General features: G+C 70.5%; 13 protein-coding genes. 4 read left to right on the forward strand and 9 right to left on the reverse strand.

All coding sequences use genetic code 11. The features are described from left to right. Window positions 1–61 precede the first annotated feature (61 nt). Both AB0K02_RS11245 and AB0K02_RS11250 read right to left on the reverse strand, forming a co-directional pair. Window positions 62–658 (reverse strand): TetR family transcriptional regulator, encoded by a 597-nt coding sequence (locus AB0K02_RS11245; RefSeq protein ID WP_365992108.1) that lies wholly within the window; start codon window positions 656–658, stop codon window positions 62–64. A 174-nt stretch (window positions 659–832) separates the two neighbouring features. Next, window positions 833–3,244: a SpoIIE family protein phosphatase gene (locus AB0K02_RS11250; RefSeq protein ID WP_365992109.1), complete on the reverse strand. Its 2,412-nt coding sequence runs from the start codon at window positions 3,242–3,244 to the stop codon at window positions 833–835. 469 nt (window positions 3,245–3,713) lie between these two features. On the opposite strand from AB0K02_RS11250, the gene AB0K02_RS11255 reads away from it, so the two are divergent. Continuing rightward, window positions 3,714–4,487: an alpha/beta hydrolase gene (locus AB0K02_RS11255; protein WP_365992110.1), complete on the forward strand. Its 774-nt coding sequence runs from the start codon at window positions 3,714–3,716 to the stop codon at window positions 4,485–4,487. Between the two features lie 170 nt (window positions 4,488–4,657). Beyond that, window positions 4,658–5,098 (forward strand): hypothetical protein, encoded by a 441-nt coding sequence (locus AB0K02_RS11260; RefSeq protein WP_365992111.1) that lies wholly within the window; start codon window positions 4,658–4,660, stop codon window positions 5,096–5,098. A 425-nt stretch (window positions 5,099–5,523) separates the two neighbouring features. Here AB0K02_RS11260 and AB0K02_RS11265 read toward each other — a convergent pair whose 3' ends face one another. Beyond that, window positions 5,524–6,852 (reverse strand): class I SAM-dependent RNA methyltransferase, encoded by a 1,329-nt coding sequence (locus tag AB0K02_RS11265; RefSeq protein WP_365992112.1) that lies wholly within the window; start codon window positions 6,850–6,852, stop codon window positions 5,524–5,526. Between the two features lie 70 nt (window positions 6,853–6,922). Continuing rightward, window positions 6,923–8,971 (reverse strand): APC family permease, encoded by a 2,049-nt coding sequence (locus AB0K02_RS11270; RefSeq protein WP_365992113.1) that lies wholly within the window; start codon window positions 8,969–8,971, stop codon window positions 6,923–6,925. Between the two features lie 183 nt (window positions 8,972–9,154). Between AB0K02_RS11270 and AB0K02_RS11275 the strand changes: the two genes are divergently transcribed. Both AB0K02_RS11275 and AB0K02_RS11280 read left to right on the forward strand, forming a co-directional pair. Further along, on the forward strand, window positions 9,155–9,823 hold the full coding sequence (locus AB0K02_RS11275; protein ID WP_365992114.1) for a TrkA family potassium uptake protein: 669 nt from the start codon (window positions 9,155–9,157) through the stop codon (window positions 9,821–9,823). Continuing rightward, entirely contained in the window at window positions 9,823–10,491 is a 669-nt protein-coding gene (locus AB0K02_RS11280; RefSeq protein ID WP_365992115.1) for a TrkA family potassium uptake protein, read from the forward strand. Before AB0K02_RS11275 ends, AB0K02_RS11280 begins: the two co-directional genes overlap by 1 nt. Window positions 10,492–10,572: 81 nt before the next feature. Here AB0K02_RS11280 and AB0K02_RS11285 read toward each other — a convergent pair whose 3' ends face one another. The 5 genes from AB0K02_RS11285 to AB0K02_RS11305 form a co-directional block, all read right to left on the reverse strand. Then, the gene (locus AB0K02_RS11285) at window positions 10,573–11,331 is read right to left on the reverse strand and encodes a DUF3159 domain-containing protein (protein ID WP_365992116.1); all 759 of its coding nucleotides are present in this window, start codon (window positions 11,329–11,331) and stop codon (window positions 10,573–10,575) included. 3 nt (window positions 11,332–11,334) lie between these two features. Then, a complete protein-coding gene (locus tag AB0K02_RS11290; protein WP_365992117.1) occupies window positions 11,335–11,760 on the reverse strand; it encodes an OB-fold nucleic acid binding domain-containing protein in 426 nt (141 codons plus the stop codon). A gap of 33 nt (window positions 11,761–11,793) precedes the next feature. Then, on the reverse strand, window positions 11,794–12,489 hold the full coding sequence (locus AB0K02_RS11295) for a response regulator (RefSeq protein ID WP_365992118.1): 696 nt from the start codon (window positions 12,487–12,489) through the stop codon (window positions 11,794–11,796). A 101-nt stretch (window positions 12,490–12,590) separates the two neighbouring features. After that, on the reverse strand, window positions 12,591–15,137 hold the full coding sequence (locus tag AB0K02_RS11300; protein ID WP_365992119.1) for a sensor histidine kinase KdpD: 2,547 nt from the start codon (window positions 15,135–15,137) through the stop codon (window positions 12,591–12,593). Between the two features lie 167 nt (window positions 15,138–15,304). Continuing rightward, window positions 15,305–16,036, reverse strand: coding sequence for an ABC transporter ATP-binding protein (locus tag AB0K02_RS11305; protein ID WP_365992120.1), 732 nt, complete (start codon window positions 16,034–16,036; stop codon window positions 15,305–15,307). Between the last annotated feature and the right edge of the window lie 71 nt (window positions 16,037–16,107).

The following is a 16,107-nucleotide window of genomic DNA, read 5'->3' on the forward strand; positions in this document are numbered from 1 at the left end:
CAGGTGCGCTCTTGACAGCCGCGTCTCCGGCACCCCTCCAGCGTCCGGAAACGCGGCTCCTTCAGGCGGTCTTTCGCGCACCTTCGCCCAGGTAGGCCTTCAGCATCGCGCAGGCGGTCGCCGTGTCGCGCAGCGTGCGCTCCTTGTCACCGTCTGTAAGCATCTGTAGCGAGAGCCCGTCGACCATGGACGTCGCGACCCTCACCACCGAGTCCAGCTCCTCATCCGAAAGCGTCTCGTCGGCCTGGCGCAAGGCTGCCTCCGAAGACTTGAAGAAGGCGTCGTAGAAGCTGACGGAAAGCTCAGGGTTGTAGCGGTCGGCCCAGACTGTGACCTCGATCATGGCCCGCACCCGGACGGGGTTCTCCACGCTCCACTGCATGGCGCTCGTCAAGCGCCGCTCTATCACGTGCCCCAGAGTCGCGTTCTCGCCCTCCGGCAGATCGACGTCGACAGGCATCTCCTCAGAGAGCTGCGCAAAGACGGCGAGCAGGAGGTTTTCCTTGTTCTGAAAGCAGTAATGGAGGGAGGCGAGTGGTGCCTTCGCCTCATCGGCGATCTTCCGGGTAGTGGCTCCGTCGGCGCCCTCGCGAGCGATCACCCGCACAGCCGCCTCGATCAACTGTTCCCGCCGCGCCTCCGCCGACACGTACGCCATCCAACACTCCCAGAGGAACCGACTCAGTCATTTGAACCACTTGAACGGTATCATGGGCCGGCCATCCACTTTGGCGAACGATGTGGTCAGACCTGCTTGCGCGCGTACGGGCCGTGCAGGGCGCGGCTGCGGGAATGGATCTGCGCGAGTGTTGCCGGCTTTCACCCAAAGGCGTCACAGTCCGAACGCCAGGGGGGTGATCTCCTGTGGATCCAATGACAATTCGGTCCAGATCGTCTTGCCGGTCGGGGTGTAGCGGGTTCCCCAGCGTTGCGTCATCTGTGCGACGAGGAAGAGGCCGCGGCCGCCCTCGTCCTCCATCGCGGCTCGACGCAGGTGCGGGGAGGTGTGACCGCCGTCGGAGACTTCGACGATGAGTCCGCGTTCCCGGATCAGCCTCAGGCGGATCGGGGGGCGGCCGTAGCGGATCGCGTTGGTGACCAGTTCGCTGACGGCGAGTTCCACCGTGAAGGAGGCACCCTCACCGATTTCCCACCGTTCGAGCTGTTCACCGACCAGCGACCGCGCGCGGGCCACTTCGCCGGGGTCGGCGGGTATGTCCCAGGTGGACACCAGATCCTCGGCGAGGGCGTGCATCCGGACCAGGAGCAGGGCGGCGTCGTCCTCGGGCGGTTGCGGCAGCAGCGCGGCGGTGGCGCTGTCGCAGAGGTTTTCCAGCGGGTCGCTCCCAGGGTCGGAGACCACCTCGCACAGGGCGCGAATCCCCAAGTCGATGTCCCGGTCCCGGCTTTCCACCAGCCCGTCGGTGTACAGCGCGAGCACCGCGCCTTCCGGAACCTCGACTTCCGCACTCTCGAAGGGAAGGCCGCCCAGGCCCAGCGGAGGCCCGGCGGGAAGGTCGAGGAGTTCGGCGCGTCCGCCGGGCGTGACCAGCACAGGCGGGGGGTGCCCCGCCCGTGCCATGACGCAGCGCCGCGAAACCGGGTCGTAGATCGCGTACAGGCAGGTGACGCCGAACGCCTGGTCCTCCGCCTCATCCGCCGTCCGGATGGCACCGGCCTGGACCACCAGGTCGTCCAGGCGGGCGAGAAGTTCTTCCGGCGCGAGATCGAGCGCCGCAAGGGCGGCCACGGTGGTACGCAGACGCCCCATGGTGGCGGCTGCATTCATTCCACGGCCCGCCACGTCCCCGACCACGAACCCGACGCGCGCCCCGGACAGCGGGATGACGTCGTACCAGTCCCCGCCGACACCCACCGGCCCCGTTGCCGGCAGGTAGCGGTGGGCGAGCTCCACCCCGGCCGGCCGGGGCAGCGCGCGGGGCAGGAGGTTTTGCTGCAACATCAGTGCGGTCGCGTGCTCCCGGGCGTACCGGCGGGCGTTGTCCACACACACTGCGGTACGGGACGCCAGTTCCTCGGCGAGCGCGACTTCCTCGGCATCGAAGGGATCACGCGGCGCGGATCGCACGAAGGCCACCGCCCCCATCGCCACGTCCCGGGCTTCCAACGGCACCACCAGAGCACCGGCCGCCGGGTCAAAGACCGGCGCGGCGTCCGCGAGACATCCCGGTCCTGCCGCGTCCAGGGCCGCGGCCGCGATGTCACCGACCGCCGCGGCACGCGTGCTCCGCGCCACCTCGCACAGCTCGGAACCGGCCTTGCCGCCGCTCACCGACACCGGGGGTTCCTGCCCGCTCAGCACCGACGCGAACAGACCGACCACGACCGCGTCCGCGAACTCCGGAACCACCAGATCGCCCAGCTCGCCCGCCGTGCGCCGCATGTCCAGGGTTCCACCGATGCTGCCCCCCGCCCTGCTCAGCAACGCCAGGCGCTGCTGCGCCACATAGCGCTCACTGATGTCCACGCCGGTCTCGCAGACCCCGACCGGCACCCCTTCCTCGTCGTTGAGCACGAAGTACGAGGCCGTCCAGACGTGCTCGCGCAGCGGCTCGACTTGGGTGACGCTCCGGTAGCGCATGTCAATCACCGGTTCGCCGGTCCGCGCGACGCGTCGGATGATCTCCTCGACGTCCGGCGTCTGATGACCTTCGTCATGCAGGAGCGCGCCTTCCGGGAGGAGGTCCTTCTGGAACTTCCCGGCGCATTGCTCCACCGGGGCGCCGAACTGCTCCTCGACCGCATGGTTGAACCAGCGAATCCGGCCGTCCGTTTCGTAGATGGTCAGCAGGACGGGCGACTGGCGGTAGAGCCCGGCTATCACGGCCCGGTCGACGACCTGCTCGCGCAGTTCTCGCGCGGGCATCGCTCGCACGAGCCAGGCAACCCCGGATGTACCGTGAGGCAGCCGGCTGCAGTTCACGGCCGCCTCGACCCGGTGCCCGTCACGACGGCGTACCGGCCGGATTTTCGGCGTCCGCCCACGACCCCCACTGGCGGTGAACAGGCCGGTGCCGGTGTCCGCGTCGGCCAGGATCACATCGGCGGGACGGCCCAACACCTCATCCGGGCGATACCCGAACAACTTCTCGGCTTCTCGGCTCCACCCGACGAGCCGCTGCTCACGGTCCAACACCATGACCGCACCATCGGCCGCGGACACACCCGCGGAAAGACCGCCTTGCGAGGATCTGGCGTCCTGGGGGCTGCCGAGCTCAGTCATGACCGTTCCGAGTATCCCGTGGTACGGAGCCTGTGGCCTGTCCAATGTATCGCCGGATCCCGCAATCAGCCCCTCCCCGCATGTTGATCGCATGATCTAGTCGTGCGACCATGCCTAACCGGCTAGATCTTGTCAAGGTCCCTGCATGCGGAGCGCCCCTGTGACCACTCCCCCCATTCCCCCCGTCGAGCGACCGATACCATCTCCTGACCCGGACGGCAGACCGGCCCGGCCAGGACCCGCGGCCACAGGGGCACAATCGCCGCCCGGCTGGCGCGGACTCCTCGATCCCGAGTCGGTCCTGGCAGCCGACTTTCTGGCCGAGGTGCTCCCGCAGCCTCTGCATACCCTCGGGCTGGAGGGGGTGCGGAGGTTCACGGCCCCGCAACCTCCGCCCCGGCTCACCCAGGTCGCGTCCGTAACGGAAGAGACCGCGACCTGGACCGGGCCGGCCGGGGCACTGCACTCCGTGCCGGTTCGCATCTACCGGCCGCACGCGCCCCGCACGGGGCCTGCCGGCCTGCCCTGCCTCCTCTACCTCCACGGCGGGGGCTTCACGGTCGGCACCCTGGACGGCTCCGACGAAGTGTGCCGTCTCTTCAGCCGCCACGCCGAGTGCGTCGTGGTCTCGGTCGACTACCGGCTGGCCCCCGAGCATCCGTACCCCGCCGCCATCGACGACACCAGGGCAGCCCACGGCTGGCTCGTCGAAAACGCGGCCGCCCTCGGCATCGACAGCCACCGCATCGCGGTCGGCGGCGAATCGGCCGGCGGAAGCCTGGCGGCAGCGCTCTGCCTGGACCTGCGCAGCCGCGGACTGCCCCAGCCGGCCCTCCAGATCCTCGTCTACCCGGGGGTGGACGACTCCTTCGAGCGCCCGTCCTGGACCGAGTTCGCAGACGCCCCCCTGCTGGGGACCGCCGACGCGCAATGGTTTATGCGTCAGTACGTCGGCGACGGCGTGGCACCCAGCCCACTCCTGACGCCCCTCCAGGCTCCGACCCTGGCCGCTCTCGCCCCCGCCCACATCATCACCGCGGAAGTGGACTGCATGCGCGACGACGCCGAGGCATACGCACGCCGGCTCGAGGCAGAAGGCGTACCCATGCTGCACCACCGCTATCCAGGGGTGTTCCACGGGTTCTTCACCGAGACCGGCACCTTCGCCAAGGCCACCGAAGCCGTCGCGGACGCGTGCGCCAGCCTCCGTACAGTCTTCACCGACGGGGCTCTCCCCTCATGATCGAACCATCCTGAAATCCCTCCGACCTGCCCCGGCGTCATCGGGAACGACGATCACGTCTTCCTGATCACCCAGCTCGGATGCACAGGCGTCGAGCTGGGTGATCGCGCTGGCATGGCTGGAGACAGCAGGCCCCGGCAACGTCGAAGCTGAGGACTCCGCGGCCGGACGTGCCGCCGTCGACGGCGAGCGTGCTGCCGGTGATGCAGGACGAGGCCGGCGATGCCAGGAAGAGCACTGCAGTCCAATTCGTGCTGTCGGCCCAGCCTGCCGAGAGGGCTGCGTTCTGCGATGGCGCCCATCAGCAGGTCCTCGGGCACGACCGCTGCCATCTCGCCGGCGAAGTAGCCGGGCGCCACGGCGTTGACCCGGATGCCCCGGCGGCCCGCGGGCTCAAGCACCGAATCCGCTGGGCCCACACCCGGATCAGCACCGCCGCGGACTTCCTCACCGCCATGCGCGAGCAGGGACTGCTCGCCGGCGCTCCGAGCACGCGCTCCTTGGTCCGTGACTTCGTGGTCTCGGCCGCGCGCCGCGGCCACAGCCGCCCGCTCCCGGTGCCCCACCGGCCCAAGAAGGACCCGGTCGGCCTCGACGAGGACTCCCACTGAGCGGTGCGCATCGTGAAGTTGCAGGTCATGGGGCTGGTGTGCGGGCGTCTTGCCGTGCTCGCGCTGGTCGGCGGCCGGTGTCCACGAGGAAGATCGTCCGACTCGGCGGCCGGGGCGGCGCCGCACTGCTGGCCGCTCGAAGCCCCGCGACGGCACGAAGCCTGGACCGTGACCAGGCGACGTCGACTACATGAACTCCTTTGGCAGCCGCGAGCGAGCAAGGAGCTCTTGCCGATCCGACCCTGGTGCTTCTGCCAGGCCGCCACGCCCTCACGAGGCCCACCGCATGCCGTCCGAGCAGCCCACAGAGGGCCTGACACCCCATCAGAACGAGCGTCAAATGAGCGTCACGAGCGTCATTTCAGCGTCAAGATATCGCCCGTAACGCCCACACCGCACATAATGCGCACGCGCAGAATCGCAGATCAGAAGCCCTTCGCGGCCGGCTCAAGGATCGCCACGCACTCCACGTGATGCGTCATCGGAAACAGGTCGAACGCCCGCAGCGTCCTCGGCTTGTAGCCGCTCTCGCGGAAGTACGCCAGGTCCCGTGCCAGCGCCGCCGGGTCGCAGGCCACGTACGCGATGCGGCGGGCGCCCAGGGAGGCGAGGTGCCTGACCGTCTGCTTGCCGGCGCCCGCGCGGGGCGGGTCGAGGACGATCAGGTCGACCTCCTCGATGCCGGTGCGCGGAAGTACGGACTCCACCTTGCCCTGTTCGATGCGGACGCGGTCGAAGTCCTGGAGGTTGTGGCGGGCGTCCTCCACCGCGCGCTTGCCCGACTCGATGCCGAGCACCGCGCCCTTCTCGCCCACCCGGTCCGCGAGGGCACCCGCGAACAGGCCCACGCCGCAGTACAGGTCCAGCGCCATGTCGCCCTTGCGGGGCAGCAGGCCCTGCATCACGGCCTTCACCAGCACGTCCGCGGCCTGCGGGTGCACCTGCCAGAAGCCGCCCATGCCCACGCGGTACGTGCGCTCGTCCGCGCGCTCGCGGACGAAGGCGCGGCCGTGGACGCGGTGGACGGAGCCGTCGCGCTCCTCGACGCGGAGGACCGAGACCGGCTTGTCGAGTTCGACGAGCGGGAGCCGGCCGCCGGGACGCGGCGTGAGGACGACCTGGCGGTCGCTCGAACCGGACGCCGCGATCGCCTCGACCGTGGCCATCTGCGGCCACTCCCGCTTCTCGACGCCCAGTTCGCTGACGCCCGGTGCCGCGATCATGCAGTGCTCGATGGGCTGGACGTCGTGCGAGCGGTGCTTGCGCAGGCCCGCCCGGCCTTCGGCGTCGATCGCGTACTGCACGCGCGTGCGCCACGCGGGCACCTCGCCGGCCGGGACCTTGTCGCCCGGCGCCGGCATCACGGTGCCGTCCCAGCCGGCCTCCTCGGGCGTCAGGCCCGCGAGGCGCTTCAGCTGTTCGGCGACGACCTCGCCCTTGAGGCGCCGCTGCGCCCCCGGCTTGGCGTGCTGCCAGTCGCAGCCGCCGCACTTGCCGGGCCCGGCGTAGGGGCACGGGGCCTCGACGCGGTCCTTCGACGCCTCCAGGACGCGCACCGCGTCGGCACGCAGGAAGCGGGAGCCCTCCTCGCCCTCCGTGACCCGGGCGACGACCTTCTCGCCGGGGAGCGCGTGCCGGACGAACAGCACGCGGCCCTCGTCGGTGCGGGCGATGCAGTGGCCGCCGTGCGCCACGGGACCGACCTCGACCTCGTACTCCTCCCCGATCAGCGAAGAATCAGGTGCGTTCTGCATGACGAGGTGACTCCAGAGGTGAGGCGGGGACTGCCGGAGCGGCAGCCCACCAGTCTACGTGGCCCGCGGCTCAGCTCCTGGCCGCCGGCTGCCTGGGGCGCTCGTCGACCGGACCGCGGCGCACCGAGCCGGGCGCGTTCCACTCCTGGCGCTTCCTGGCCCGCTTCTTCGCGACCTCGGAGGACTGGAGCTGGTACGGCACCGAGGTCACCATCACACCGGGCGTGAACAGCAGCCGGCCCTTGAGACGCAGGGCGCTCTGGTTGTGCAGGAGGTGCTCGTACCAGTGGCCGACCACGTACTCCGGGATGATCACGCTGACCGCGTCCCGCGGGCTCTCGCGGCGCAGGCTCTTGACGTAGTCGATGACCGGGCGGGTGACCTCGCGGTACGGGGAGTCGAGGATCTTCAGCGGGACGTTGATGCCGCGCCGCTCCCATTCGGCCTGGAGCGCCTTGGTCTCGGCCGGGTCGACGTTGATGCTGAGCGCCTCCAGCTTGTCGGAGCGCATCAGCTTGGCGTACGCGACGGCGCGCAGCGTCGGCCGGTGGACCTTGGAGACCAGGACGATCGAGTGCACGCGGGAGGGGCGCACGCTGTCGTCGCTCGGCTCGTCGGGTGCGGCGATCTCCTCGGCGACCCGGTCGTAGTGCTTGCGGATCGCGGTCATCGTTCCGTAGAAGATCACCATGCCGAGCAGGGCGACCCAGGCGCCGTGCGTGAACTTGGTGGCGAGGACGACCACCAGCACCAGGCCCGTGAAGAAGGCGCCGAAGGTGTTGATCGCACGGGAGCGGATCATGTGGCGGCGCTTGGCCTTGTTGCGCTCCGTCCTCAGGTGCCTGTTCCAGTGCCGGACCATGCCGGTCTGGCTGAGCGTGAAGGAGACGAAGACGCCGACGATGTAGAGCTGGATCAGCTTGGTGGAGTCGGCCCCGTAGATCCAGACGAGGAGGATGGCCGCGCCGGCGAGCAGCACGATGCCGTTGGAGAAGGCGAGCCGGTCGCCGCGGGTGTGCAGCTGACGCGGCAGGTAGCGGTCCTGGGCGAGGATCGAGCCGAGGAGCGGGAAGCCGTTGTACGCGGTGTTCGCGGCCAGGAACAGCACGAGCGCGGTGGCGGCGGCGAGCAGCACGAAGAAGAACGTTCCGTCCCCGAAGACGGCGGCGGCGACCTGCGAGATCACCGGGTGCTGGACGTAGTCGGCACCGACCGGGGCGCCGTTGAGGATCAGGTCCGTCGCGGGGTGCTCGGCCATCTTGACGTCGGTGGCCATCGCCAGGCCGATGATGCCGCAGAACATGGTGACGGCGAGTCCGCCCATCAGCAGCAGCGTGGTCGCCGCGTTCCTGCTCTTGGGCTTGCGGAAGGCGGGGACGCCGTTGCTGATCGCCTCGACGCCGGTGAGCGCCGCACAGCCGGAGGAGAAGGCGCGCAGCAGCAGGAAGACGAGCGCGAAGCCGGCGAGGCCCTGGTGCTCGGGCTTGATCTCGTAGTCGGCGGTCGGTGCGCGCATGGTGTCGTCGAGGACGATGCCCTTGAAGGCGCCCCAGAGGATCATGATGAAGACGCCGGCGACGAAGACGTACGTCGGGATCGCGAAGAGCTTGCCCGACTCCTTCACGCCGCGCAGGTTCATCAGCGTCAGCAGCACGATGATGACGATGGCGCTGAGCACCTTGTGCTCGACGACGAACGGGATGGCCGAGCCGAGGTTCTCCACACCCGAGGAGATGGAGACGGCGACGGTCAGGACGTAGTCGACGAGCAGGGCGCTGGCGACGGTCAGGCCGGCCTTCGGGCCGAGGTTGGTGTTGGCGACCTCGTAGTCCCCGCCGCCGCTCGGGTAGGCGTGGACGTTCTGCCGGTAGGAGGCGACGACCGTGAACATCAGCACCACGACCGCCGCGGCGATCCAGGGGCTGAAGTGGTACGCCGACACACCCGCGATGGACAGGACCAGCAGGACTTCGCCAGGGGCGTACGCCACAGAGGAGAGCGGGTCGGAGGCGAAGACGGGGAGTGCAACGCGCTTGGGGAGGAGTGTTTCCCCGAGCCTGTCGCTGCGCAGCGCCCGGCCGATCAGGATCCGTTTGGGCACGTCGGTCAGTTTGGACACGGGGAGGATCGTAAGCGTTCGAAATGAGTCATGCCCACTTCTCACCCGGGCCTTAACGGAATCCTGTCTCCCCGTGACGCCCGGGTCCAAGGGGCGACCGCGCGTGTTTAGCTAGGGCCGCGGTCTGAGACCCTGGAGGGTCTTGACAGCGAGACAGGATCAGTGACAGCCGGAAGGACGGTCGTGCACATCGTCATCATGGGGTGCGGGCGAGTGGGAGCCGCCCTCGCGCAGACCCTGGAGCAGCAGGGGCACACGGTCGCCGTCGTCGACCAGGACCCCACGGCCTTCCGTCGCCTGGGATCGGGATTCGGCGGCCGCCGTGTCACCGGAGTCGGCTTCGACCAGGACACCCTGCGCGAGGCGGGGATCGAGGACGCGGGCGCGTTCGCCGCGGTCAGCAGCGGCGACAACTCGAACATCATCGCCGCGCGGGTGGCGCGGGAGATGTTCGGCATCGAGAACGTGGCCGCGCGGATCTACGACCCGCGCCGCGCGGAGGTCTACCAGCGCCTGGGCATTCCGACGGTCGCGACGGTCCGCTGGACCGCCGACCAGATGCTGCGGCGGCTGCTGCCGTCTGGCGCGGAGCCGCTGTGGCGCGATCCGAGCGGCGGGGTGCAGCTGGCGGAGGTCCACACGTCGCCGGCGTGGATCGGCCACAAGGTCAGCAGGCTGCAGGAGGAGACGGGCGTACGTGTCGCGTTCCTCACCCGGCTGGGTGAAGCGGTGCTGCCGACGTCGCAGACCGTCTTGCAGGAGGGCGACCTCGTGCACGTGATGATGCGTACGGACGAGATCGCGAAGGTCGAGGCGGCCTTCGCGGAGGGCCCCGAGGAGGGCGGTCACTGATGCGGGTGGCTATTGCGGGCGCCGGTGCGGTGGGGCGTTCCATCGCGGGCGAGCTGCTGGAGAACGGGCACGAGGTCCTCCTGGTCGACAAGGCCCCGACCGCCATCTCGGTGGAGCGGGTGCCGCAGGCGGAGTGGCTGCTGGCCGACGCGTGCGAGATCACGTCGCTGGACGAGGCGGCGCTGCAGCGCTGCAACGTGGTGATCGCGGCGACGGGCGACGACAAGGTGAACCTGGTCGTGTCGCTGCTCGCCAAGACGGAGTACGGGGTGCCGCGGGTCGTCGCCCGCGTGAACAACCCCAAGAACGAGTGGCTCTTCAACGAGGCATGGGGCGTGGACGTGGCCGTGTCCACCCCGCGTCTGATGTCGGCGCTGGTGGAGGAGGCGGTGAGCGTGGGCGACCTGGTGCGTCTGCTGCGCTTCAGCCACGGCGACGCGAACCTGGTCGAGCTGACGCTGCCGCCGGAGTCGGCGCTGGCGGGTACGCAGGTGGGCGATGTGGCCTGGCCGGAGGACACGTCCCTGGTCACGATCATCCGCGGTCCCCGGGTCCTGACCCCGAGCACGGAGGAGACGCTGGAGGCGGGCGACGAGCTGCTGTTCGTCGCGGCCCAGGCGCGCGAGGAGCAACTGGAGGACCTGCTCTCCGTCCGCCGCGAGTCCTGACGACCCGGCGGCACCTCGCGCATACGGGACGGCCCGGAACCGATGGGTTCCGGGCCGTCCCGTATGCGCGAGGGCGGGAGGCTACGCCTCGCCGCCGGGGGTCCGTGCCGCCGCCGTGCGGGCCTTCTCCTCCCGTTCCTCCGCCTCCATCTCGGCGAAGACGTCGATCGGCGGCGGCGCCTTGGCCAGGAACAGCCAGGTCAGGTACACGGCCAGCAGGAACGGAGGGATCTTGAGCGTGACCAGGACCCAGCCCAGCTGCGTCGTGTCCGCCCACCAGTACAGCGGGAAGAGGATGGCGCACTTGGCGAGCAGGATCAGGCCCCAGGCCCAGCTCGCCTTCGCGTACGCCTTCTTGCGGCCGGGGTTGCGGGTGCGCCAGGAGAGGTTCTCCTTGAACACCGGGCCGAGGATCAGGCCGATCAGCGGCACGCCCGCCAGCGTCGTGATGATGTACGCGAGGGCGAGCCCGAGCGTGTAGAGCATGCCCGGCAGGTAGAAGTCCTTCGCGTTGCCGGTCATCATCGCGAAGACGACACCGAAGGCCACGCCGAAGACGCCGCTGAAGGCGTGCTTCACGGTGTCCTTGCGCACCAGCCGGACGGCCACCAGCACCAGCGAGACCGCGAGCGCGGCGATCGCCGAGACGTGCAGGTCCTTGTTGACCGTGTAGATCGTGACGAAGAGCAGGCCCGGCAGGACCGTCTCCACCATGCCGCGCATGCCGCCGAACGCCTCGAACAGCGCTGCCTCGGTGACCGCCTTGCTGTCGGCGGGGCCCTGCGCGCTGTCCTGCTGCTGGTCGTTCGTCGTCGGGGTCGGCTTGTCGACAGACGTCACCGGCTACTCCTGTCCGAGCGGTCGGAGTTCGTATTTGGGATTGAACAGCACCCGGCGGCCGTGGCTCATCGAGATCCGGCCGGACGCGATCATCCTGCGGCCCGGCTCGATGCCCACGATGGACCGGCGGCCGAGCCAGACGACGTCGAGCGGTGCCGTGCCGTCGAAGAGCTCCGCCTCCAGCGCGGGCACACCGGCCCGCGGACGAAGGGTGACGGTGCGCAAGGTACCAGTGACCCGCACGACCTGGCGGTCGCCGCAGTCGCAGATTGGGGTGCACCCCGATGCCTGGGCGTCCTCCTGGAGCTCCTCCGACTCGAGATCCTGCTGCGAACTGGAGAGCCGGTCGAGCATGCGGCGGAAGCGGCCGACGGGTTTCGACGCCCTGTCGTCCTTCGCCGCCTTCTCAGGACGGGGTGCAGCACTCATACAGAAAGCCTACCGGCCCCCACAGGGGCCGGATCAACGTTCGAAGCGGTACCCCATGCCGGGCTCGGTGACGAAGTGCTTGGGGTGCGAGGGGTCGGCCTCCAGCTTGCGGCGCAGCTGCGCCATGTAGACCCGGAGATAGTTGGTCTCCGTTCCGTAGGACGGGCCCCAGACCTCCTGGAGCAGCTGCTTCTGGCCGACCAGGCGGCCGGTGTTGCGCACGAGGACCTCCAGCAGATGCCACTCGGTGGGGGTCAGGCGTACGTCGCGTCCGTCGCGGTTCACCTTCTTCGCCGCGAGGTCGACGGTGAAGGTCTCGGTCTCGACGGTGGCCGCGCCTGCGTCGCCGTCCTCGCCGCCGCCGACGGGCTCGGCCCTGCGGACGGCGGCGCGCAGCCGGGCCAGCAGTTCGTCCATCCCGAAGGGCTTGGTGACGTAGTCGTCGGCGCCGGCGTCGAGCGCCTCGACCTTCTCGTCCGAGGAGTGGCGCGCGGAGAGCACCAGGATCGGCACCCTGGTCCAGCCGCGCAGACTCCTGATGACCTCGACGCCGTCCATGTCGGGCAGGCCGAGGTCGAGGACGACGACGTCGGGCTGACGGGCGGCGGCGATGTCGAGCGCGGTCGCGCCGTCGGGAGCCGAGTCCACCTCGTACTTGCGCGCCTTCAGATTGATGACGAGGGCGCGGACGATCTGCGGCTCGTCGTCGACCACGAGCACCCGGGTCATGCCGGTCCGCCTTTCTGCCGAGTGGGCTGGGTGGGTGGGGACTGCCGTGCGGGCCGAGGGACTCCGCAGGGGCCGGCGGGCGCCGGGCGCGCCGCGCGGCGTCATGTCGTCGCCCGCGCGGGCAGAGCGGCGGTGCCCTTGCGGCCGTGTCCCGGCGCGGCGCACAGGGTGAGCACCATGGTCATGCCGCCGCCGGGGGTGTCCTCGGCGGTGAGCGTGCCGCCCATGCACTCGACGAAGCCCCGGGCGACGGCGAGGCCGAGGCCGACGCCTGCGCCGCGCGGGGCGTCGCCGTAGCGCTGGAACGGCTCGAAGATGCGTTCCTTCGCCTCGTCGGGCACTCCGCTGCCGCGGTCGGCGACGCGCAGTTCGACCCGTTCCCCAAGAGCGCTGGCCGCGACGGTGACGGGAGCGCCGGCGGGGCTGTACTTGACGGCGTTCTCGACGATGTTGGCCACCGCCCGCTCCAGCAGCCCGCGGTCGACGGCCACCATGGGCAGCGACTCGGGGATGTCGAGGCCCACGCTCTCCGGCGGTACGCCGGCCAGCGCGAGCGGGATCACCTCGTCGAGACTCGTCTCGCGGATCAGCGGGGTGACGGTGCCGGTCTGCAAACGCGACATGTCGAGCAGGTTGCCCACCAGGTGGTCGAGACGGTCCGCGCCCTCCTCGATGCCGGCGAGCAGTTCGGCCTCGTCCGCTTCGGACCAGGCGACGTCGTCGGACCGGAGCGAGGAGACCGCGGCCTTGATGCCCGCGAGCGGGGTGCGCAGGTCGTGGCTGACGGCGGCGAGCAGTGCGGTGCGAATGCGGTTGCCCTCGGCCAGCGCCCGGGCCGCCTCCGCCTCCCCCACCAGGCGCTGGCGGTCGAGGACGACCGCTGCCTGGGTGGCGAACGCGGCGAGCACCCGACGGTCCTCGGCGGGCAGTACGCGGCCGGAGAGGGCCAGCGCCATGTGGTCGCCGACGGGCATGTCCACGTCCGCGTCGTCGGGGCGGGCCGCGGGAGCGGGTCCGACGCTCGCCGTGCACGTCCACGGCTCGACGTCGCCGGCACGCTCCAGGAGGGCCACGGACTCCATCGCGAAGGTCTCCCGGACCCGTTCGAGGAGCGCGTCGAGCGCGGTCTCGCCGCGCAGCACACTGCCGGCGAGGAAGGAGAGGATCTCCGACTCGGCCCGCAGCCGGGCCGCCTGATGGGTGCGGCGGGCGGCGAGGTCCACGACGGAGGCGACCGACACGGCCACCGCGAAGAAGATCACGATGGCGACGAGGTTGTGCGGCTCGGCGATGTCGAGGGTGTGGGTGGGCGACGTGAAGTAGTAGTTGAGCAGCAGTGATCCGACGGCGGCGGAGGCGAGCGCGGGGAGCAGCCCGCCGATCAGTGCCGCCGCGACCGTGAGGAAGAGGAACAGAAGGACGTTGTTGGCGAGGCCGGGGCCGTTCGCCATGCTCGTCAGCACCAGGCTCAGCAGCACGGGCGCGACGACGCCGGCGACCCAGCCCGCCGCGATCCGGGAGCGGCCGAGCCGGGCGCCGCGGGCCCCGGGCAGGCCGCGCCCCTTGCCGGCCTCGTCGTGGGTGACGATGTGGACGTCGAGGTCGTGCCCGGAGTCGCGGGCCACGGTCGCGCCGACGCCGGGGCCGAAGAGGTACTGCCAGGTCTTGCGGCGGCTGGAGCCGAGGACGATCTGGGTGGCGTTGACCCCGCGTGCGAACTCCAGGAGCGCGGAGGGCACGTCGTCGCCGATCACGTGGTGGAAGGTGCCGCCGAGGTCCTCGACCAGGGTGCGCTGGACGGCGAGTTCCTTGGGGGACGCGGAGGTCAGCCCGTCGCTGCGGGCGATGTAGACGGCGAGGATCTCGCTGCCCGAGCCCTTGCCCGCCATCCGGGACGCGCGCCGGATCAGGGTGCGGCCCTCGGGTCCGCCGGTGAGACCGACGACGATGCGTTCGCGTGCCTGCCAGGTGGAGCGGATGTTGTGCTCGCCCCGGTACTGCTGGAGGTATTCGTCGACCCGGTCGGCGAGCCAGAGCAGGGCCAGCTCGCGCAGTGCGGTGAGGTTGCCGGGGCGGAAGTAGTTGGACAGGGCGGCGTCCACCCGGTCCGGCTTGTAGATGTTGCCGTGCGCCATCCTGCGGCGCAGCGCCTGGGGCGCCATGTCGACGAGTTCGATCTGGTCGGCTCTGCGGACCACCTCGTCGGGGACGGTCTCCCGCTGCCGTACGCCGGTGATCGACTCGACCACGTCCCCGAGTGATTCGAGATGCTGGATGTTGACCGTCGATATGACGTCTGTGCCGGCGGCGAGCAGCTCCTCGACGTCCTGCCAGCGCTTGGCGTTGCGGGAGCCCGGCACGTTGGTGTGGGCGAGTTCGTCGACGAGGGCGACCGCGGGGCCGCGCTCCAGCACGGCGTCGACGTCCATCTCGCCGAGGGCGACGCCTCCGTGGGTGATCTCGCGGCGCCGCACGTGTTCCAGTCCGTGGAGCAGCGCCTCGGTGCGCGGCCTGTCGTAGTGCTCCACGAACGCGACGACGCAGTCCGTGCCGCGTTCCACGCGGCGGTGCGCCTCGGAGAGCATCGCGTACGTCTTGCCGACTCCGGGCGCCGCACCCAGGTAGATCCGAAGCTTGCCGCGTCCCATGGCCCCATTGTCTTCTCTGTGCCGCGTCACGCGGCGGCGGCGTCGGCCGCCGCCCGCGCAGCGTCGACCCTACGTCGAACAGAGGGGGTGAATGGGACGCCGGAGGACTCCCCGGTGCGTATTGACGCGATTCTGACGCGCCCCGGCCCGTGGCCGCCCGCGGCCCGTCAGTGCTCGACGATCTCGCCGTCGCGCAGCTCCAGCACCCGGTCCGCGAGGTCGAGCAGCTGGGCGTCGTGGGTGGCGACCAGGGCGGTGACCCCCTCGCCCCGGACGACGGCGCGCAGGAGCTCCATGACCGAGAGCCCGGTCTCGGCGTCCAGCTGGCCGGTCGGCTCGTCGGCGATGAGCAGGGCGGGGCGGTTGGCGAGGGCCCTCGCGATGGCGACGCGCTGCTGCTGGCCGCCGGAGAGCTCGCCGGGGCGCTGGGCCGCGTGGTCGGCGAGGCCGACGAGGGCGAGCATCAGCTGCACCCGCTCCTCCCGCTCGCGCGGATCCGCCTTGCGCAGGCGCAGGGGCACGCCCACGTTCTCGGCCGCGCTCAGGATCGGGATCAGGCCGAAGGACTGGAAGATGAAGCCGATCCGGTCCCGGCGCAGCTCCAGGAGGCCGTTCTCGCCGAGCCCCGACAGGTCGATGCCGTCGACGGTGATCCGGCCCTCGTCCGGGGAGTCGAGACCGCCGACGAGGTTGAGGAGCGTGGTCTTGCCGGAGCCGGAGCGGCCCTTGAGGGCGACGAGTTCGCCGCGGGGGATCTCGAAGGAGACGCCGCGGAGCGCGTGCACGGCCGCGGCTCCGGTGCCGTAGGACCGGCGCAGGTTCTCCACCCGCACCATCGGCGCGTCGGCCCGGTCACCGATGACGGCGGTGCCGCCGTGCGCGCTGCTGCTCTCGGTCATGCGTCCCCCCGTACGTCCTGATCGTCCGGGCCACAGTATGTGCAGGGGCCATGCGCACGGGCAACGGCCGT

This window comes from Streptomyces sp. NPDC049597, assembly GCF_040675505.1.
In the GTDB taxonomy this organism is placed as follows: domain Bacteria; phylum Actinomycetota; class Actinomycetes; order Streptomycetales; family Streptomycetaceae; genus Streptomyces.